Origin of the sequence: Pyxidicoccus sp. MSG2 (assembly GCF_026626705.1) — a bacterium.
Classification (GTDB): Bacteria; Myxococcota; Myxococcia; order Myxococcales; family Myxococcaceae; genus Myxococcus.
The window spans coordinates 166,315-186,074 of the sequence record NZ_JAPNKC010000001.1; the positions used below are offsets into that span (position 1 = coordinate 166,315).

The following is a 19,760-nucleotide window of genomic DNA, read 5'->3' on the forward strand; positions in this document are numbered from 1 at the left end:
CCAGGTCCTCACATGGCTGCTACGAGGCGGTATTGGAGGTGGATGCGGGTCCTGTAGGCTCGCGCCATGAGCGCCTGCCCCTTCTGCCAGACGACCATGCGGTCCACCTTTCTCGGCGGCCTGCCTCGCGAGGAGTGCGGCGACTGCGGGGCCGTCTGGTTCGAAGGCGAGGCGCTCTCCAAGGTGATGGGAGGCTCCGTCTCGGACGCGCTGGTGCGGCGCGCGAAGGGCCACCCCGGCATCTGCAAGGGCTGCAAGGCGAAGCTCCAGTACGTGCCGAGCTGTCCCGACTGCGGCGCGCAGGCCCCCACGTGTCCGAGCTGCGGCCACGCTCCGCTGCCGGTGGTGGAAGCGTTGGGCGTTGCTGTCGAGGTGTGCTCCGACTGTGCCGGCGTGGCGCTGGACCCGGGTGAGCTTCAGCAGCTCCAGCGGGCCGCCGAGACGTATCGCAACGAGCCGCTCGACGTGCGTCCCAAGGTGCGGCTCGGCGTGGTGCAGGCGTGTACCGAGTGCAAGCGCGGGCTCAAGCCGAAGTACGGCTTCGTGTGGGAGGAGCGGCTCTACTGCGGAAGCTGCGCGCCCGACGGCTCCGTGCCCTTCTCCGAGGAGCTGGCGAAGGCCACACCCAGCGAGGCGTCCTCCGTGCCACAGACCCCCGGGTACAAAGCCGGCATACGCGAGGATGCCACCGGCTCCGCCTTGACGTGGTTGTTCTCGCGCGTGTTCGGACGTTGAAGCACGCGTGACAACCTGTCATCCGCTCGCGCGGACTCCGTGACAGCGGGTCGTGTTGTCTGCTCCCGCTGACGACGTCGCTCCTCTGGGTGCGATGGTGGCATCGTGCTTGCTCATGTCCGTCGTGTCTCTGAACCGAGAGGAGCCACGACGATGGAACGCTTCATCCGCAAGCACTTCTGGCTGTTGGGCGGCGCCTTCATCCTCATCGCCGTTCCAGGGGTGGCGGGCACGATGCATCTGCTCAACCGGCACATTCCCGCACTCGCCCCCGAGCCCAACGCCCCCGCCATCGTCATCGAGCGGGAGCGCATCACCCTCCCCGCGCAGGCACAGCAGGCTCCCGCCCGGCCCCCCGTGGCAGTCGACACCTCTACGTCATGGGGAGACATCCGCACCGTCGGAGAGCACGCCTACGAGATTGCCTCCGCGGATCTCCAGAATGCGCTCATGCGACTGGACGAGCTGTCCACGCAGGCGCGCGTGGTGCCCGCGTTCAAGGACGGAAAGGCACAGGGATTCAAGATGTTCGCCATCCGTCCGCACTCGCTGTACGCGAAGCTCGGGCTCCAGAACGGTGACGTGCTCAAGCAGATCAACGGGCAGTCGCTCACGACTCCCGAAACCGCGATGACTGCTTTTGGAAGCATCCGCGACGCCCGGCACATCGAGTTGGACCTGGAGCGCGGCGGAGTCCCCGTGCGGAAGACGTACGACGTGCGCTGAAGCACCGCGCGCAGAGGGGGAACGACAATGTCACTCATCTTCCGCAGGTATTTCTGGCTGGTGAACGGGGCCTTCATCCTGTGCGTCGCGCTGCTGGCGGCACGCATGGCCAATCTCTTCGTGGAGCTCGCGCTCGCGCCACCCGTCTCCAGCACCCCACCCTCGCACGCACCAGCAGCCACGGCCTCGGAAGAGGCACGCATCCCAGTGGATGGCCCGCGCCTCGCGAAGCTCATCGGGTTGAGCTTCGGCAAGGACGAGCCCCCCGTGGTCGCGCCCAGAGGCGACGAGGTCGCCACGGGCCCCGTCAGGAGTGCGCTGCGCGTGAAGCTCCTGGGCACGCTGGTGGCGAGTGACACGCAGTGGTCGCTCGCCTCCATCCAGGACCTGGAGACCCAGCGCGCCAGGAGCCTCATGGTCGGCGATGACCTGATGGGCGCGAGAATCCTCTCCATCGAGCGCGAGCGAATCATCATCGCCGCCAACAACCGCGAGGAGTTCATCGACGGAGAAGCCTCGCCCACGACTGCCGCCCCCGCCCTGACCCGCACCACAGCCACCGCGAACCCCGGCCCCGAGAGCGGCATCCGCGCCGTCGGCGAGCACTCCTACGAGATTCCCAGCGAGGAGCTCCAGAACGCGCTCTCGCGACTGGACCAACTGTCCACGCAGGCCCGCGCCCTGCCCGCCTTCGAGAACGGCCAGTCCGTGGGCTTCAAGCTCGCGGCCATCCGGCCGAACTCGCTCTACTCGAAGATTGGCCTCCAGAATGGTGACGTGCTCAAGCGCATCAACGGCCTGACGCTCGACTCACCCGAGCGCGTACTGGAGGCCTTCACGAAGCTGCGCGAGGCGCGGCACATCGAGCTGGACATCGACCGGGGCGGCGGCCCGGTCCGCAAGGTCTACGACGTGCGCTGACGCAACTCACCCGAGCGACGCGGCCGCCTGCGCCAGCTTCTCCTGCGCCGCTTCCCACCGGGCATAGAGGCTCTCCAGCTCCTCCTTGCCGGCGCGATGCGTGTCCATCAGCGGCTTGGCGCGCGCGAAGTCGTTGTAGAGGGCGGGGTCCGCGAGCTGCGCCTCGCGCTCCTTCTGCTCGGACTCCAGCGCGGCGATGCGCTCCTCCAGCTTCGCAATCTCCTTCTTGATGGGGCCCTCCACCACGCTGCGGCGCTGGCGCGCCTCGGCCTCCATGCGCTTGCGGTCCTTCTCCGTCACCGGGCCCGTGGACGCCTTGCTGTCCCGGCCCGCCGCCGCGGCGGCCGCGGCCTCCTGGGCCTGACGGGACTGCTCCTGGTGGTACAGGTAGTCGTCCAGATTGCCCGGGTGCGGCGTCAGCTTCCCGTCAGCGACCTCCCACACGTGCGTGCACAGGTTGTTGATGAAGCTGCGGTTGTGGCTGACGAAGAGCAGCGTGCCCGTGTAGCTCTTCAGCGCCTCGATCAACATCTCGGACGAGTCCAGGTCCAGGTGGTTGGTGGGCTCGTCCATCAGCAGGAAGTTGGAGGGCACCAGCAGCAGCTTGGCCAGCGCCACGCGCGCTCGCTCGCCGCCGCTGAGCACGCCGATGGGCTTGTCCACGTCGTCGCCACTGAAGAGGAACGCGCCCAGCACGCCGCGCACGTAGCTCTCCGGCTTGTCCGCCGCGAGCGGCCGCACCTCTTCGATGATGGTGTTCTGCCGGTCCAGCTTGTCCGCGTGGTGCTGCGCGTAATAGCCCACCACCACGTTGTGCCCCAGCGTCACCTTTCCCGTGTCCGGAGCCAGCTCGCCCGCCACCATCCGCAGCAGCGTCGTCTTGCCCGCGCCGTTGGCGCCCACCACGGCGATGCGCTGCCCGCGCTCCAGGCGCGCGGACAGGCCGTTGTACACGGTCTGCGCGCCGTACTTCTTGGTGATGTCCTCCAGCGTCACCACGTCGCGGCCGCTCCGCTCCACCTCCGGGAAGCGGAAGCGCATCGTGGTCCGCTCCTCGAGGACCTGCACCTTCTCCATCTTCTCCAGCATCTTCGCGCGGCTCTGCGCCTGCCGCGCCTTGGTGGCCTTGGCGCCGAACCGGTCGATGAAGCCCTGCAGCTCCGCGCGACGGGCCTCCACCTTCTCGGCCCGGGCCCTGAGCAACTCCTTCTCCTCCGCGCGCAGCCGCTTGTAGTCGTCGTAGTTGCCGGCGTACTCGCGCACGCCCTCCAGCTCCAGCGACACCACCCGGTTGATCTGCCGGTTGAGGAAGTCCTTGTCGTGCGAGATGAGGACCAGCGCCTTGTTGGAGCGGCGCAGGAAGTCGTCGAACCACGTGAGGGTGGGCACGTCCAGGTGGTTGGTGGGCTCGTCGAGCAGGAGCAGGTCCGGGTCCTGGAGGAGCAGCCCCGCCAGCGCCGCGCGCATGCGCCAGCCGCCGGAAAGCGCGGAGGTGGGCTTGAGCAGGTCCGCGTCCCGGAAGCCCAGGCCCTTGAGGATTCGCTCGGCGTGGTGCTTGCCGTAGCGGTTCTCGAAGTCGTCCAGCTCGGCGTGCAGGTCGGACAGGGACTGGGACAGCTCCAGCTGGTCGTCCTCGTCGGTGGCCTCGGCGAGCGCGGCCTCGGTCTCCCGGAGCCGGGCCTCCATGGTGTCGCGGCCGGGCACCGTGCTCATGACGGCTTCCACCACCGTGCCCTCGGGCAGGCCGGCGATTTCCTGGGGCAGGTACCCCGCGCGGGCCTTCCGGGCGTACTGCACCGTGCCGGAGTCGGGCTGGTTCACCCCGGCCAGTATCTTCATCAACGAGCTCTTGCCCGTCCCATTGGCGCCGACGAGACCTACACGGTCCCTGGGTCCGAGAGTGAAGTTGTCGTTGTCGAAGAGGACCTTCTTTCCATAGGAGAGACAGAGGTCCTGGGCGATGACGAGGCTCATGGCGGGCGGGGATGTAACAGCCCTCGGGCCCCTCGGGAACGTCAGATATGCCTGCTCGGCCGCCCCGGGGCCTTCCAGCCCCTTTTCGCAGCCGGCCAGGGCCTGCCTATACTCCCGCCCCACATGGCTGCCCCCTGCCCCCACTGCGGAAGCACCGACGGCGTCGACCACCTCTGCTCCGGCCAGAGTCTCCAGCTCCTCGGCCAGGTGCTCGACGGCCGCTACAAGATCGAGAGCGTCCTGGGCCAGGGCGGCATGGGCATGGTGTTCCGCGCCACGCAGACCTCCGTGCAGCGCCCGGTGGCGGTGAAGACGCTGAACCCGTCGCTGGCCGCCGCGCCCCAGTTCTTCGAGCGCTTCCGTCGCGAGGCCGAAATCGCCAGCCGGCTGCGCCACCCGAACGTCATCACCATCTTCGACTTCGGCCGCGCGCCGGACGGCACCTGCTACTTCGTGATGGAGCTCCTGCAGGGCGAGAGCCTCAAGGAGATGGTGAAGCGCGAGGGCCCCATGTCCCTGCGCCGCGCGGTGAGCCTCATCGAGCAGGCGTGCCAGGGCCTGGCGCACGCGCACGCCGAGGGCTGCGTGCACCGCGACCTCAAGCCGCACAACATCATGGTGCAGCAGCTCAGCGGCAAGGACTTCGTCAAGGTGCTGGACTTCGGCCTGGTGAAGGCGATGGAGGCCGAGGAGGAGGAGCAGCTCACCTCCACCGGGCAGGTGCTGGGCACGCCGCAGTACATGCCGCCCGAACAGGCCGGTGGCGAGGCCGTGGACCAGCGCTCGGACCTGTACTCCATGGCGGGCGTGCTCTACTTCTGCCTCACGGGCAGCTCGCCGTACGGTGCCAACACCGTGCGCAAGGCGCTCACCGCGTCACTCACGCAGCCGGTGCCCGCCGTGAACAGCAAGCGCCAGGGCGCGCCGGTGCCGGCCGCGCTGGATGCGTTCTTCAAGAAGGCGCTCTCGCCCGAGAAGGAAGACCGCTACCAGAACGCGCAGGAGTTCATCGACGCGATGCAGGACTCCATCGCGGACCTGTCACCCGAGGAGCTGGAGGCGATGCCCAGCGGCGGCGTCAGCTCGGGCGCCCACGAGCGCGGCAGTGGAAGCCGGGCCTCCGCGAGCCGCGCGGGGGGCCGTCCGGGCAGTGGAAGTGGCAGCGGTGTGCGCGCCGCTCGTGCAGCTCCCGCGGCGGGCCGGGGCTCCACGCCGTCGAACGTCGTCGTCGCGCGCAGCCAGGCGGCCGCTCCGGGCAGTGGCTCGTCCCCGAGCCGCGCGCGCCCGGCCGCGCCCGCGCCTCGCGCCGCGCCGGCTCCTCCGCCCCCGCCTCCCGCGCCCGAGGGTATGTCCACCGGCAAGAAGGTGGCGCTGGTGGCGGTCCCGCTGGTGCTGCTCGGCATCGGTGCGGCGGTGGTGCTCGGAACCTCTGGCGGTGGCACACCGCAGACGCCAGTGGCACCCATCGATGCACCGGCCACGAAGCCTGGCCCGGTGGCGGCCGGTAACACGGGCACGGCAGCCACGGCGTCGAAGAACATCATCGTGACGCTCAACTCGACGCCGTCCGGTGCGACCATCTACGAGGGCGAGGAGATGCTGGGCACCACGCCCATCAAGCTCGAGCTGCCCCGCGACAAGGTGTACGCGCTCCGCTTCCGGCTCGACGGCCACAAGGACGTGGAGCGGACGCTCAACTTCAGCCGCATCGCCGGGGACAGCCAGTCCGTCGACGTGACGCTGGAGCCGGTGCGCACCGCCACCCCGTCGCGTCCGGCGAAGCCCGCGAAGCAGGGCGGCGGGCAGGACATCTCCGTCTTCGAGTAGCGCGACGCATCGCAGGAGGACCGACGCGGGCACGGCCGCCGCGTCACGTCCTGACGCAGCCGCGTCCCATGGTGACGCGAGCCCAGGCGGACCCTCGGGGTCGTGCGCACCCGCACGCGCCAGACGGCTCGCGGTCCACCCGGGCGACCTGTCAGGTCCGGCCCTTGCACTCGGAGTCCGGGCTGTCGCCCTGGGCCACACCCCTTCCTCCGAGGTCACCCCGATGAACGTCCTTTCGCCACGAGTGCGCCGCCTGCTGCTGGCCGGTGCGCTGGCCAGCGCCGCCATCCTCGCCTGTACCACCGCCTCGTCCACCGGGCCGAAGCCCACCGGGGAGACCCAGACGGGCTCGCAGGGCCTCCCCAAGGCCTGCAACCCGGACCCGACGTGCCCGGGCTCCACGTGCGCCACGTCCATCACCTCCGCGCTCTCCAGCCCGCCCGTGGACGCGTGCCCGCGGTTCGGTGAGAGCCAGAGTGACGTGGACGTCTACTCGTGGAACACCTTCGTCGCGATGAACTGGCCGGCGGACACGAAGACCTGTCTGCCCAACACGCAGAGCAGCATCCTCGGCGGCCAGGGGCCGGTGGTCTGGGAGACGTACCCCCAGGACACGGACATCTTCGTGGCGCCGGACGCGGGAGCACCTGGCAAGTGGTGCACGTTCAACACGCCGGCCGCCGTCGAGAAGCAGTTGCTGCGGCTCCGGCGCGCGACGCCCGCCGAGCGACTCCAGGTGGCCGCTGGCCACGTGGACAAGGTGCTGGTGGCCGACTCCAAGGCCTCGGAGCTCCTCGCGGAGCGGTTCAGCGGCATCGGCCAGGCCGTCGGTGGCCCGCTCACGGACCAGAACGGCCGCTTCGTCCGCTACGAGAAGCGCCTCAACCTGGATGAGTACAACTACCTCATCGCCAACAACCTCTGGAACGCGGCCGGGCAGGACGACGTGACGGTGAACTTCCCCACCGGCCCGGACCAGAACCCCGGCCCGTGTGACGGTGGGCCCTGCGGCCCCGTGGGCGCGATGGAAATCAAGGCGTCGTGGAAGGTGCTGAGCGCGCAGGAGATCGCCGGCAAGCGCTTCTACATGCGCCAGGCGTGGGTCTTCAACGACGAGGCCGGAGACCCGAGCCCCGGCAAGAATCCCGTCACGGTGGGCCTCGTCGGCCTGCACATCATCCACAAGACGAGCACGCAGACCTCGTGGTTCTGGTCCACCTTCGAGCAGGTGGACAACACCACGTCCTCCTTCTTCAACCCGCACTGCAACAACTGCCAGGACAACACGCAGACGGCGAAGAAGCCGTACACGGAACTGGCGCCGGACGGCGGTCCGCTCAACGCGCCCGTGCAGGTGGTGCGCACCACGCCCATCCAGGCGGAGGGAACCTCTCCCGGACTCAACGCGTACTACCGCGGCCTGCTCAAGGGCTCCGTCTGGGCGAACTACCAGCTCATCAGCACCCAGTGGGCCACGGGCGGCGCGCCGCAGGGCACGCCGACGCCGCTGGCCAACGTGACGATGGAGACCTTCATCCAGCCGAACTCGAGCTGCATCGGCTGTCACAAGAGCGCGACGACGGCGGACGGGGGCGCGTCCGCCGACTTCAGCTTCCTGCTGGGCGAGGCGCAGTAGCCCCGCCCACACCCGCGTCGCCTGCTTCGGGCGCACCTCGCCATGTGTCGGCGCGGTGAGCCCGAAGCCGGACGGGCCCGCGCTCACACCAGCTTCGCCAGCTTCGGGAGCACCTCGCCGCTCTTGCCGGTGACGATGTTGTCGAAGCGGCTGGTGTTCTGCGCCGGGTCCAGGTTGACGAGCCACGTCTCCCCGCCGGCCTCGGCCACGTGGTCCACGATGCCGGCCGCCGGGTAGACGAGGCCGGACGTGCCCGCCGCGAGGAAGACGAACCGCCCGCCCGACGTGGAGCCGCGCAGCGAGAAGTCCTCGATGCGCTGCATGTCCGCCGGGTCCAGGTACTCGCCGAACCAGACGATGTGCGGACGCAGCCTGCCGCCGCACGCGTCGCACGTGGGCACCTTGCCCACCGGGTACACGGTGGTGTCGTCGAACGGCGCGCGCTTGCACATGCTGCATCGCGTCTTGAAGAGGTTGCCGTGCATCTCCACCACGCGGTTGCTGCCCGCCCGGCGGTGCAGCCCGTCCACGTTCTGCGTGGCCAGGAGGAAGCGGTCGCCCAGGTGGCGCTCCCAGGCCACCAGCGCGTCATGGCCGGGGTTGGGGTGCACGGTGGCGGCGCCCGCCCGGCGCTGCGAGTAGAAGCGCCACACCAGCGTCGGGTCCTTCACGAAGCCCCGGGGCGAGGCCACGTCTTCGATGGGATGGTTCTCCCAGAGTCCGTCCATTCCACGGAAGGTCGGGACTCCGCTCTCGGCGGAGACGCCCGCTCCGGTGAGGACGAGCAGCCAGGTCTTCGAATCCAGGATGAGCTGTTCCATGACGCCTCTCGTGCGGAGGGAAATGATTCAGGGTATTGAGGGACGACGACTTCGCCGGGGCCTGACGCTCCGGTGACGTTCCCCTTCCGAGGTCCCCATCATGGCGGAAGTCACCCTGGATCTGCGCGGCGTGCCCAAGGCGGAGGCCTACGCGGAACTGAAGCAACACGTCCTCGCGGTGCTCGAGGGCATTGACGACGACATCACGGGCATGGCGTCCATGAGCTGCCTGCTGCACCACGCCTTCGGGCACCTGTGGACGGGCTTCTACCGGGTGGTGACGCCGGGCAGGCTGCTGCGCGTGGGGCCCTACCAGGGCACGCTCGGGTGCCTGGAAATCCAGTTCGGAAAGGGCGTCTGCGGCACGTCCGCGGCGAAGGCAGAGTCGCTGGTGGTGGCCGACGTGCATGCCTTCCCCGGCCACATCACCTGCGACGGGCGCTCGGCGTCGGAAATCGTCGTCCCGGTGTTCGGCAGGAATCGCGAGCTCATCGCCGTGCTCGACATCGACTCCGAGCACAAGGGCACGTTCGACGACGTGGACCGCCGCGAGCTGGAAGACCTGATGCGCTGGTTCCAGAAGTAACACGGTGACACGAGGGCGGAGCGTGCCGCCCTCGCGTCCCGCTCAGCCCTTGCGGGCGTAGGCCACGGCGAGCTGGCCTGCGAAGCGGGCGTTGTTGATGAGCAGCGCCAGGTTGGCCTTGAGCGTCTTGCCGCCGGTGCGCTTCGCCATCTCCGACAGGAGGAACGGCGTCACGGCCTTGCCGCGCACGCCCTGCCGGTCCGCGTCCGCGAGAGTGGAGGCGATGTGCAGCTCCACCTCGTTGCGGGGCAGCGAGGTCTCCTCGGGCGGGGGCACGGTGTAGAGCACACCGCCCTGCCCCAGCGTCTCGAAGCGGGCGCGGGCGATGCGCGCGGCCGTGTCCACGTCGTCCACGCGGTGCTCCAGCTTCAGGCCGGAGCCACGGCTGTAGAAGGACGGCAGCTCGTCGGTGCCCACGCCGATGACGGGCACACCGGCGGTCTCCAGCAGCTCCATCGTCTTGGGCAGGTCCAGCACGGACTTGGCGCCCGCGCACACCACGGCGACGGGGAAGCGGGCCAGCGCGGCGATGTCCTGGGAGATGTCCCAGTGCTCGGTGGCGCCGCGGTGCACCCCGCCGATGCCTCCAGTGGCGAAGACGTGGATGCCGGCGGCGGCGGCGAGCTCGCAGGTGGCGCTGACGGTGGTGCCACCGGAGGCGCGCGTGGCCACGGCGATGGCCAGGTCGCGAGAGCCCAGCTTGAGCAGACGCTCCTTGCCCTCGGCGAGCCGGCGCATGGCCGTCTCCTCCAGGCCGATGCACACCTCTCCGTCCACCACGGCGATGGCGGCGGGGATGGCGCCGGCGCGGCGGACGGCCTCCTCACAGGCGCGAGCGGCGGCCAGGTTGTCCGGGTACGGCAGCCCCTGGGCCACGACGCTCGTCTCCAGTGCCACCAGGGGTTGGCCGGCGTCGCGAGCGCGCCGCACCTCGTCCGAAAAGCGTAGGTCCATGGGCGCGCGTTTATCCCCCGGCGGGCGTGCGGACAAGCGGTGCCGTGGGGAAACGTCGGCTTGCGCGCGAGAGCGGCTCGCCCTATTCCCTCGGCCGCCGTGTCCACCTCCGCCGCCGCCACCGCGACTCCCGCTCCCGCACGTACCTTCTCCGCGAACGACCTGGCCATCATCGGCGTGGTCATCGTCTGGGGCACCAACTACACGGTGGTGAAGGAGGCGCTGGCCACGATTCCGGCGCTGGCCTTCATGTCGCTGCGCTTCACCATCGCCGCGCTGGCCATGGGCGCGCTGCTGCTGGCGGTGGAGGGCTGGAAGCCGCTGCCCCGGAAGACGTTCCTCAAGCTCACCGCGCTCGGGCTGGTGGGCAACACGGTGTACCAGGTCTGCTTCATCGTCGGGCTGGCGCACACCACTGCGGCGAACAGCGGGATGCTCACGGCGGTGACGCCGGTGCTGGTGGCCGCGCTCGGGACGATGCTGGGGGTGGAGCGGCTCACCCGGCCGCTGGTGACGGGCCTGTCACTCGCGGTGGCGGGCATGCTGCTGGTGGTGAGCGCGCGCGGCCCGGCCCTCGGCGGAGCGACGTGGTTGGGGGATGGGCTCATCCTCGCGGGCTGCCTGTGCTGGGCGGTATACACGGTGGGCATCCGCTCGGTGGGCACGGAGGTGTCCGCGCTGCGCATCACCGCCATCACCATGCTGACCGGTGCGCCCGGCGTGGTGCTCGCCGGCGTGCCGGCGGTGATGGTGCTGGACACCGCGGGCGTCGGCTTCAATGCATGGGCCGGCGTGGTGTACTCGGCGCTGGTGCCACTGGTGCTCTCGTACTTCATCTGGGGCCGCACCGTGCAGCGCGTGGGCAGCAGCCGCGCGGCGCTCTACAACACGGGCATCCCCGTGGTGGCCGCCCTCACCGCCTGGGCCGTGCGGGGCGAGCGCCCCACCCTCCTCCAGGTCTTCGGAGCGGGCCTCATCCTCGCGGGCGTGTTGCTCAGCCGGAGGAAGTCGTAGCCCCCCACGCCCGTGCGGACCGGCGCCCCGGTCCGAGCCTCACCCGCGCCGGCCCCGCTCGACGGAGAGGCCGTACTCTTCAATCTTCTTGTCCAGCGTGGGCCGGCTGATGCCGAGCAGCGCCGCGGCGCGGACCTTCTTCCCGCTCGCTTCTCGCAGGGCCTCGGCGATGGCGTCGCGCTCCAGGCGGGCCACGCGCTCCTGCAACGTCTGGGGCCCGGTGGAGGCACCACCCTCCTGGATTTCCGGTGGCAGGTGGAGCGCGCCCACGCGGCTTCCGGCGTAGAGCAGGCCCAGCCGCTCGCCCACCAGTTCCAGCTCACGCACGTTCTGCGGCCACGCATAGTCCACCAGCAGCCGCCGCGCCTCGGGCCCCAGGGTGGGAGGCTCCTTGCGCGAGCGCCGTGCCGCGCGCGTGGTGAACCCCTCCAGCAGCACGAGCACATCCGCCCTGCGCTCGCGCAGCGGAGGCACCTCCAGCTCGAACCCGAGCAACCCCCGCGCGAGCGACGCCTCCACCTCGCCCCGTGTGGCCAACAGCGGCAGCGGCTCGAGCGCGGTGGCCAGCACCCGCACGTCCACCGGTTCCTCGCCGCCCTGCCGGGCCGGAGCGGACCGGCGGGCCAGCAGCCGCGCCAGCCGCTCCGCCGACGGACGCGGCAGCGCCTCCACGTGCTGCAGGAGCAGCGAGCCCCCATCCGCGCGCAGCAGCGCGGACGTCACCGGCGGCTGCCCCGGAGCGTTGGCACGGCCGAAGAGCGCCTCGTCCACCGCCGGCTGGGGCTGACGGCAGTCCACCATCACCAGCGGCCCCAGCGCCCGCGGGGAGCGCGAGTGGACCATGCGCGCCAGCAGCGTCTTCCCCGTCCCCGGCTCACCATGAATCACCACGGGCGCGGCACTCGCCGCCGCGCGCTTGCCCGCGTCCAGCAGGGCGCGCAGCGGCCGCGAGGAGCCCGCCAGCGCCAGGGCGGGAGCCTCCGCCTCCACTCGCGAGCGCACGGCCGTGTACGCCTCACCGCCCAGCCGCCCCAGCGCGGCGAGCAACTGCCCCTCGCCCTCGGTGAAGGCGGGCTCGGCCCGAGTCACGTACAACACGCCGAAGGGCATGCCGCCCGAGGCCACCAGCGGCGCGCACATCACGTCGTCCGACTGGCTCAACTCCTTGCGCTCCAGGGCCGCCTGGGCCATGGCGCGCGGCACCGTCAGGGCCTCCGCGCCCACCACCGAGGCGGTGAGCAGCCCCCCGCTGCTGCCCAGCAGCGCCGCCGCCCGGTCCGCGTTGAGCGCGTGCGCCGCCTCGTCCGCCAGCCGCCGCAGCACCATGGCCTCGCTGGTGGCACCGAGCAGCGCCGTCCCCGCCGAGTACATCGCCGCCGCCGTGCCCACGTGCGGCAGCACCTCCTCGATGGGCACGTGCCCGTGCGGCGCGGGCCCGCCCTCCACGAGCGTCACCGCCGGAGGCTCGAAGAGGGCCGTCGTCGTCCCCACGCGGACGCGGTCCCCCGGCTGCAGCGCCACCTCGCCGGAGAGGCGCTCTCCGTTGACCAGCGTCCCGTTGCGCGAGCGCAAGTCGCGGATGCGCACCTGCCCCTCATGGAGGGTGAGCAGCGCGTGCTTGCGCGAGACCTGGTCGTCCTCCAGGGGGATTTCACACGACGGGCTGCGGCCGATCGTCGCTTCCGTGAGCACCTCGTAGCGGCGCCCCGCGGATGGACCGGTGAGCAGCAGTAATGCGGGCATGGGGCGCGGAGCGTAGCGTTCCGCCGGAGCCGGGCAAGCGCTCCCTGTGCCCCGCCGCACGGACTACATGGGCCGCTCGGCGTTCAGGAGGGCGCGAATCTCCCGCTCGTCCAGCGTCCGCCCCTCGCGGGTGATGGCCAGCGCGTTCACCTGGGTCTCATCCACCTCCACGTGGGCGCCCTTGCGCCACTCCGTGGTGTGCACCGCGCCATCAATCAGCTTCCCCACCACGCTCCCCTCGTCCCGGGCCATGACCTCCAGCCAGAGGTTCTCCACCACGGTGCCACCATCCGGGTGGGTGTCGAAGGGCGCGCGCACCAGGAAGGTGAGCGGCTCCATCAGCCCCTTGCGCTGGAAGCGCGCCAGGAACGAGGGCAGCAGCGCCTGGGCCTCGCGGCGCATGGCCTGCGTCTGCTCGTCGGGCTCCTTCTCGAAGCGCTCGCGGTACGGCGCCAGCAACTGCGACGTGTTGTGCCGGCCCAGGGGCGACACCACGGAGAGGAACAGCCCCTCGTGGCCCTCGAACGTGTCCAGCGGCACGCCCAGCAGGTTGGTGCGCGCCTCCTCCGAGGGCACGAGCATGAAGGTCTGCCCCTCGCTGGTGCCCACCTGCGAGCGCAGCGCCGGCCCCTGCCCGAAGGCCAGGTCCGTGCACAGCTCGTGGAGGAAGCTCTCCGCCGCCAGCAGGTCGCCCTCCGCGAGGTGGAAGATCTCCAAATCCCGGGCGCCGAACTTCTCCATGCCGTGCGAGTGGACCCACAAGGGCGTGTCGCCCTCGGTGGCCTCCACGGCGTGCAGGTGCACGTGGTCCCGGATGTCGAAGTCCAGCTCGGTGATTTCCACCACGTCGTCGGGCTCGTGGAGCTTGAAGGCGGTGACGTCCACCAGCACGCCCTGCACGTGCTCCAGCAGCGTGCGCACGGCCCACAGCGCCTCGAAGACGGGCAGCGTGGGCTGCGGCCCGCCCGGCTCCACCGACAGCCGGTAGAAGGCCTTGGAGCGCCCCAGCCGCTCGAAGGCCTCCGGGCTGCCGCTGAAGACGCTCTTGTTGAAGCGCGGCAGGTGCTCCGCCCCCACCGTCAGCCGGACCTTCACCTCCGAGCTGTCCGCCTTCAGCGTGAAGCCCTCGCCATCCTCGTCCGGGGTGAACTCCACGTCGTCCGTCGCGAACGACGCACGCAGCGCGTCAAGCGGCGCCGGCCCATCCTGCTCGATGGCGAGGAGGTAGACCTCCATCACAGGTGCTTCTCTATCTGTCGGAAGAGGTCCACGCGGTCCACCAGGTTGGTCAGGTAGTCGAGCTTGTCCGTGGCCAGCACGAGCACGGGCGACAGCCGGTAGTTCTCGAACCACTCCTCGTACAGGGCATTGAGGCGCTGCAGGTAGCGGGTGGGGATGTCCTTCTCCATGGTGCGCCCGCGCAGGCGGATGCGCTCGCGCAGCGTCTGCACGGGGCAGCGCAGGTAGATCATGAGGTCCGGGGGCCTCAGGGACTCGGAAATCGTCTCGTAAAGCTCGCAGTACGTCTTCCAGTCACGCTTGTCGATGAGCCGCTGGCGGTGGAGATTCTTGGCGAATATCTCCGCGTCCTCGTAGAGGGTCCGGTCCTGGAGCACGGTGCCGGGCGTGCGCTCGAGCTCCCGGTGCAGGCGGAACTTGTGCGTGAGGAAGAAGAGCTGCGAGCGGAACGCCCACGTCTTCATGTCCTTGTAGAAGTCGGCCAGATACGGGTTCTGGTCGTTGGGCTCGAAGGACGGAGTGAGGCCGTACTTCCGACAGAGGAATGACGTGAGCTCCGTCTTCCCGGCCCCGATGTTGCCCGCGATGGCGATGAACTTTTTCCTGGCCACGCCACCCTTGCTTGTAACCCCGGCGAGCGGCGCGCACCAGAAACAACGTGTAGGTAGGACGTGGTAGAAGAAGTGCATGCTCCGCCAGCCTCCAGCCCACCGCGTCACCGGTGCCGCCACCCTCCAGGGTGGGCTCGGCCGCCCGGTCGCCGGGCAAGAGGCATGGGTGGAGCGTGTCCGCGGCCCCGGCGACCCGCCGACCCGCCGCATCGGCCCCGCGGAGGGGGGCTGAGGGATGCGCAAGCTCTTCTGCATTTTCGTTGCCGTGGTGTGGTCGGCGGTCTGCTTTACCCTGGCCATCCTGGCCATGGTGTTGACGTTGAATCCCGCCAACTCGGTCTGGGTCGCTCGCGAGCTCTGGTCGCCGGTGCTGCTGTGGGCGGGCGGCGCCAAGCTGGAGGTGCTCGGCCAGGAGAACGTGGACCCGAAGCGCCCCACCATCTACGTGGCGAATCATCAGTCCACCATCGACATCCCCGCGCACTTCATGGCCGTGCCGGTGCCCTTCCGCTACGTGGCCAAGAGCCAGCTCAAGTGGGTGCCGTTCATCGGCTGGTACCTGGCGCTCGCCGGCCACGTCTTCGTGAACCGCTCCAACCGGGCCAAGGCCATCGCCTCGCTGGACTCGGCCGCGGCGAAGATTCGCGGCGGGGTGAGCATCTTCCTCTACCCGGAGGGCACCCGCTCGCCGGACAACCGCATCCTCCCCTTCAAGAAGGGCCCCTTCGCGCTGGCCCTGAAGTCCCGCGTCCCCATCTGCCCCGTCACCATCGAGGGCTCCGGGAAGCTGATGCCCAAGTCCACCTGGAACATCACCCCCGGGCCGGTCCGCGTGAAGATTGGCAAGCCCATCGACACCACCGGCTTCGCGGAGGATGACCGCGAGGGGCTTGCCCGCGCCGTGCGCGAGGTCATCATCGCCGACAGCCTGTCTCTCGGCGGACTGGGCGGTGACGTGGATGACGCCGTCGCCGCCGCGGGCGTCGAGGGCGTCAGCACCGCGCGCCCGCGCGCCACCTCCTCGACCTGAGACGTCCCCACCGTGAAGACGACCCGTCCGTTCCTGTCGCGTCCCTGGCTCCGCGTCGCCGTGCTCGGCCTGGGCCTGGCCACCGGCTGCACGCACACCGCGGCCTCCACCTCTGGCGGCCGTCCCTTGGACTCACGGGCGAGAGCCCGTGCGTACCTGGAGGAGAACCAGCCGGAGAAGGCGCTCGGGCTGCTGCGGGAGCTGCACCTCCAGGCGCCGAACGACCTGGACGTGGCGCGCACCCTCACGGAGGCCCAGGTGAAGGCGGGCCACACGGACGCGTGGATAACCGAGCTCCAGGGGCGCATCGCCGCCAGCGAGAGCGCGGTGGACCAGTACATGCTGGGCCTCGCCCTCTTCTCGCGGGCCCGGGACGCGGGGGCGCCAGCGGTGGCCGCCTTCGAGCGCGCCATCGCCCTGTCCCCGGACACCGCCGAGTACCACTACCGCCTCGGTCTCGCGCGGCTGGAGTCCGAGCAGTACGCCGCCGCGGTGGAGCCCCTGCGCCGGGCCACCACGCTGGCACCGGAGCGTGCCGGGTGGCGCCTGCCCCTGGCCAAGGCGCTGCACCGCACCGGTGACGCCAGCGGCGCCGTGGTGGCCCTGGGCGCCGTGGTGCGCGGGCGGCCCACGCCCGCCGAAGTCACGACGGCGCGGGCGTTGATGGAGCAGATCGCCGACCCCTTCAGCGGCTTCCCCAAGGCGGCCGAGCCGAAGCTGGAGGAGGGCCTGCGCTACCTGAGGGATCTGGACGCGCCCCAGCACTCCATCCTCGCCTTCGAGGAGATTCTGCAGGACTACCCGGACCTGGCGGTGGTGCACGCGCTGCTGGGCCTGGCCTACCAGCGCCTGGACGACGCCGGGCGCGCGGTGGACGAGTTCAAGCAGGCGATTGAACGCGCGCCCCGCGACGGGAAGAACCAGCTCTACCTGGGCGAGCTCTACCTGGCCCGCCAGCGCCCGGACGCGGCACGGGAGGCCTTCGAGAAGGCCGTGGCGCTGCACCCGCTGCTGGACGAGGCCTGGTTCCAGCTGGGCGACCTGCACCTCGAGCGGCGTGACTTGAACGCCGCGCGTGACGCCTTCACCGTGGCCGTGTCACTCCAGCCGGACGCAGTGCCACCACGAGGCAAGCTGGCGCTCGTGTACCAGCTCGAAGGGGACTTCGCCTCCGCCGAGCGGGAGCTGCGGCGCGTGGTCGAAAAAGACCCGGAGAACATGGAGTTCAGCCTGCGGCTGGGGCTGCTCTTCACCGATCAGGCGCTGAAGGCCTCGCGGCCGGAGGCGCGGAAGACGGCGGCCGGAGAGGCCGAGCGCTGGCTGAGCAAGGTGCTGGAGGCGCAGCCGGAGAACGCCGTGGCCTCCAGGGCGCTTCAACAGCTCAAGGCGCAGTAGCCACCAGCGGGCCCGGCCCTCTACACTCGGTGTCCGATGAGCGACGTTCGCAAGCCTTCATCCCCTGGCACGCAGCCACCGCGGACGACGTCAAGTCCCGGCACGCAGCCGCGCACGCCAACGAACCCGGGCATGCGGGTCATGACGGCCCAGCGCGCGGCGCCGCTGCAGAAGGAGAAGGTGGAAGGCCCCTTGGGCAAGCGCCTCGCGGGCGAGGCGTCCAACCACCTCCTCAACGGCCTCTCCATCCTCAAGGAGATGCTGGCCGACTTCCGTCAGCAGGACCGCTTCTTCAAGTACAAGGCCTCCATCATCGTCGGCTGGCTGGTGATGTCGGTGGCCAGCTTCGCCATCGCCTGTCCCGGCAACTCCGTGCAGGCGGGTGACATGGACGCGCGCCTGGTGCTCAGCGACAAGCTGGACCGGCCCTCCATCACCATCTGGAACGAGAGCAAGAAGTCCTGGAAGGACATCGTCGTCACCGTGAACAACCAGTATCAGGCGGCGGTGCCGTCCGTGGCGCCGGGTGAGTTCCTGACGATTACGCCCAAGCAGTTGATGGGCAGCACCGGCTCCGCGCCCGCGGACCTGCGCTTCCAGACGCTGCAGATGCGCAGCCGCGACGACAGCGCCGACCTGACGGAGGACCTCACCAGGGAGTGGGAGCGCCTCACCGCGCCGAAACCCTGAAACACGAAGGGCGCCCTTCCCGGGTGGGAAGAGCGCCCTCGTGTTGCCCCCGGCCCCTCCTCACGGAAGGGCGCGGGAAGCGTCAGCGACTACTCGGCCTTGGAACCCTCGGCGGCCTCGCCACCCTCGGTGTCGACGGGAGCGGCCTGCGTCGCGGGCCGGTCCACCAGCTCCAGCAGGGCCATCTCCGCGGCGTCACCGCGGCGGAAGCCGAGCCGGATGAGGCGGGTGTAGCCACCGGGACGGCTGGCGTACCGGTCCTTGTACTCGCTGAAGACCTTCTGCAGCACGTCGCGGTCCTTCACCGTACGGGCCGCGAGACGCACGTTGGACAGGCCACCCTTCTTGCCCAGGGTGATGATGCGCTCCGCGATCTTCCGGGCTTCCTTCGCCTTGGGGACCGTGGTGCGGATCGCCTGGTGCTCGAGGAGCGAGGTGACCATGTTGTTGAGCATCGCGAGCCGGTGGCTCGTGGTGCGGTGCAGCTTCCTTTGTCCGACCTTGTGACGCATCGTCGTGCTCCAGGCCCTTCAGGGCCCAACCACTCCGGCCGTATCAGGTACCGGGTGGGAAGGGCGGACCCGGCACGGGGCCCGCCACTGCGGTTCGGAGCCGGAACAAAAAGTCCCGGCTCCCCTCCCCCCGCGCCGCTGACTGCCGTGCCCGGCGGCGCGCGAGGAGGTGCTGCGAGAAGACACTACGCCTTCGGCTGCGCGGGCGCCGGCGCCTGCTTCGGCGGCCAGTTCTCCAGCTTCATGCCCAGCGACAGACCCATCTCCGCGAGGATCTCCTTGATCTCCTTCAAGGACTTGCGGCCGAAGTTCTTCGTCTTGAGCATCTCGGCCTCGGTGCGCTGCACCAGGTCGCCAATGGTCTTGATGTTCGCCTGCTGCAGGCAGTTGGCCGAGCGAACCGACAGCTCCAGCTCGTCCACCGAGCGGAAGAGGTTCTCGTTGAGCTTGGCCTCTTCCTTCGGCGCCTCGGCGATGACGGGCTCCTCCGTCTCGTCGAAGTTCACGAAGACGGTGAGCTGCTCCTTCATGATCTTCGCCGCGTACGCCACCGCGTCCTGGGGGGACACGGAGCCGTCGGTCCACACCTCGAGCGACAGCTTGTCGAAGTCGGTGACCTGACCGACGCGCGCGTTGGTGACCTGGTAGTTCACCTTGCGGATGGGCGAGAAGAGCGAGTCGATGGGGATGGTGCCGATGGGCGCCCCCGCCACCTTGTTGACGTTGGCCGGCGTGTAGCCACGGCCGCGGCGGCACGACAGCTCCATGCGCAGCTTGCCACCCTCGGAGATGGTGCAGATGTGGTGGCCCGGGTTGAGGATCTCCGTGTCCGGGTCGGTGATGATGTCACCGGCCTTGACCTCCTTGGGACCCTCCGCCTCGATGCGCAGCGTCTTCGTCTCGTTCGTGTGCATCCGAAGGAGGACTTCCTTCAGGTTCAGCACGACGTCCGTGACGTCCTCGGCCACCTCGGGGATGGTGGTGAACTCGTGGTCCACGCCCTCGATCTTCACCGAGGTGATGGCCGCGCCCTGCAGGGACGACAGGAGCACCCGCCGCAGCGAGTTGCCCAGCGTCGTGCCGAAGCCGCGCTCCAGCGGCTCCGCGACGAACTTCCCGTAGGTGGGCGTCAGGCTGTCCTGGTCCACCTCCATGCGGCGCGGCTTGATGAGGTCACGCCAGTTCTTCGCAACGAACGTATCTGCCATGGTGTACGGCCTCTCATGTCGTGCGCCACCACCGACTTACCCACCGGGCTGGCGGGAGGATGGGCACGCGGGGACTGCGTTGAAGCACCTGCGATAAAGCACGACGCCCCGGCCTCATGTATCGGCCAGGGCGCCCAG

General features: G+C 70.0%; 18 protein-coding genes. 10 read left to right on the forward strand and 8 right to left on the reverse strand.

Annotated features, from left to right (window positions below; all coding sequences use genetic code 11):
- Positions 1–66 precede the first annotated feature (66 nt).
- From OV427_RS00630 to gspC, 3 genes are all read left to right on the forward strand, one after another.
- The gene (locus OV427_RS00630; RefSeq protein WP_267854180.1) at positions 67–735 is read left to right on the forward strand and encodes a zf-TFIIB domain-containing protein; all 669 of its coding nucleotides are present in this window, start codon (positions 67–69) and stop codon (positions 733–735) included.
- 153 nt (positions 736–888) lie between these two features.
- Positions 889–1,461: a hypothetical protein gene (locus tag OV427_RS00635; protein ID WP_267854181.1), complete on the forward strand. Its 573-nt coding sequence runs from the start codon at positions 889–891 to the stop codon at positions 1,459–1,461.
- Between the two features lie 27 nt (positions 1,462–1,488).
- A complete protein-coding gene (gene gspC, locus OV427_RS00640) occupies positions 1,489–2,382 on the forward strand; it encodes a type II secretion system protein GspC (RefSeq protein WP_267854182.1) in 894 nt (297 codons plus the stop codon).
- Positions 2,383–2,388: 6 nt separating this feature from the next.
- Here the strand turns inward: gspC and OV427_RS00645 are convergent, their stop codons facing one another.
- Positions 2,389–4,356: an ABC-F family ATP-binding cassette domain-containing protein gene (locus tag OV427_RS00645; protein ID WP_267854183.1), complete on the reverse strand. Its 1,968-nt coding sequence runs from the start codon at positions 4,354–4,356 to the stop codon at positions 2,389–2,391.
- Between the two features lie 123 nt (positions 4,357–4,479).
- Here OV427_RS00645 and OV427_RS00650 point away from each other — a divergent pair, with 123 nt between their 5' ends.
- Both OV427_RS00650 and OV427_RS00655 read left to right on the forward strand, forming a co-directional pair.
- Entirely contained in the window at positions 4,480–6,183 is a 1,704-nt protein-coding gene (locus OV427_RS00650) for a serine/threonine-protein kinase (protein WP_267854184.1), read from the forward strand.
- Positions 6,184–6,406: 223 nt separating this feature from the next.
- Positions 6,407–7,819 carry a hypothetical protein gene (locus OV427_RS00655; protein ID WP_267854185.1) on the forward strand — a complete coding sequence of 471 codons (1,413 nt, stop codon included), beginning with the start codon at positions 6,407–6,409 and terminating at the stop codon, positions 7,817–7,819.
- Positions 7,820–7,902: 83 nt separating this feature from the next.
- On the opposite strand, the gene OV427_RS00660 is transcribed toward OV427_RS00655, so the two are convergent.
- Entirely contained in the window at positions 7,903–8,640 is a 738-nt protein-coding gene (locus OV427_RS00660; protein ID WP_267854186.1) for an SIR2 family NAD-dependent protein deacylase, read from the reverse strand.
- Positions 8,641–8,740: 100 nt separating this feature from the next.
- On the opposite strand from OV427_RS00660, the gene OV427_RS00665 reads away from it, so the two are divergent.
- Positions 8,741–9,226, forward strand: coding sequence for a GAF domain-containing protein (locus tag OV427_RS00665; RefSeq protein ID WP_267854187.1), 486 nt, complete (start codon positions 8,741–8,743; stop codon positions 9,224–9,226).
- Positions 9,227–9,268: 42 nt separating this feature from the next.
- Here the strand turns inward: OV427_RS00665 and OV427_RS00670 are convergent, their stop codons facing one another.
- On the reverse strand, positions 9,269–10,180 hold the full coding sequence (locus OV427_RS00670) for a pseudouridine-5'-phosphate glycosidase (RefSeq protein ID WP_267854188.1): 912 nt from the start codon (positions 10,178–10,180) through the stop codon (positions 9,269–9,271).
- 168 nt (positions 10,181–10,348) lie between these two features.
- On the opposite strand from OV427_RS00670, the gene OV427_RS00675 reads away from it, so the two are divergent.
- Positions 10,349–11,194, forward strand: a complete 846-nt coding sequence (locus OV427_RS00675) for a DMT family transporter (RefSeq protein WP_420718342.1) — start codon at positions 10,349–10,351, stop codon at positions 11,192–11,194.
- 39 nt (positions 11,195–11,233) lie between these two features.
- On the opposite strand, the gene OV427_RS00680 is transcribed toward OV427_RS00675, so the two are convergent.
- From OV427_RS00680 to OV427_RS00690, 3 genes are all read right to left on the reverse strand, one after another.
- Positions 11,234–12,937 (reverse strand): FHA domain-containing protein, encoded by a 1,704-nt coding sequence (locus OV427_RS00680; RefSeq protein ID WP_267854189.1) that lies wholly within the window; start codon positions 12,935–12,937, stop codon positions 11,234–11,236.
- A gap of 63 nt (positions 12,938–13,000) precedes the next feature.
- Positions 13,001–14,173 carry a DUF2314 domain-containing protein gene (locus OV427_RS00685; protein ID WP_420718238.1) on the reverse strand — a complete coding sequence of 391 codons (1,173 nt, stop codon included), beginning with the start codon at positions 14,171–14,173 and terminating at the stop codon, positions 13,001–13,003.
- Positions 14,173–14,787, reverse strand: a complete 615-nt coding sequence (locus OV427_RS00690) for a deoxynucleoside kinase (RefSeq protein ID WP_267854191.1) — start codon at positions 14,785–14,787, stop codon at positions 14,173–14,175. The genes OV427_RS00685 and OV427_RS00690 overlap by 1 nt, the downstream gene beginning before the upstream one ends.
- A gap of 235 nt (positions 14,788–15,022) precedes the next feature.
- Between OV427_RS00690 and OV427_RS00695 the strand changes: the two genes are divergently transcribed.
- The 3 genes from OV427_RS00695 (at position 15,023) to OV427_RS00705 (ending at position 17,902) form a co-directional block, all read left to right on the forward strand.
- Entirely contained in the window at positions 15,023–15,817 is a 795-nt protein-coding gene (locus OV427_RS00695; protein WP_267854192.1) for a lysophospholipid acyltransferase family protein, read from the forward strand.
- 12 nt (positions 15,818–15,829) lie between these two features.
- Positions 15,830–17,212 carry a tetratricopeptide repeat protein gene (locus tag OV427_RS00700; protein WP_267854193.1) on the forward strand — a complete coding sequence of 461 codons (1,383 nt, stop codon included), beginning with the start codon at positions 15,830–15,832 and terminating at the stop codon, positions 17,210–17,212.
- 132 nt (positions 17,213–17,344) lie between these two features.
- On the forward strand, positions 17,345–17,902 hold the full coding sequence (locus OV427_RS00705; protein ID WP_267854194.1) for a hypothetical protein: 558 nt from the start codon (positions 17,345–17,347) through the stop codon (positions 17,900–17,902).
- A gap of 89 nt (positions 17,903–17,991) precedes the next feature.
- Here the strand turns inward: OV427_RS00705 and rplQ are convergent, their stop codons facing one another.
- Positions 17,992–18,414 (reverse strand): 50S ribosomal protein L17, encoded by a 423-nt coding sequence (gene rplQ / locus OV427_RS00710; protein ID WP_267854195.1) that lies wholly within the window; start codon positions 18,412–18,414, stop codon positions 17,992–17,994.
- Between the two features lie 185 nt (positions 18,415–18,599).
- Positions 18,600–19,622, reverse strand: a complete 1,023-nt coding sequence (locus OV427_RS00715) for a DNA-directed RNA polymerase subunit alpha (protein ID WP_163989286.1) — start codon at positions 19,620–19,622, stop codon at positions 18,600–18,602.
- Positions 19,623–19,760 lie beyond the last annotated feature (138 nt).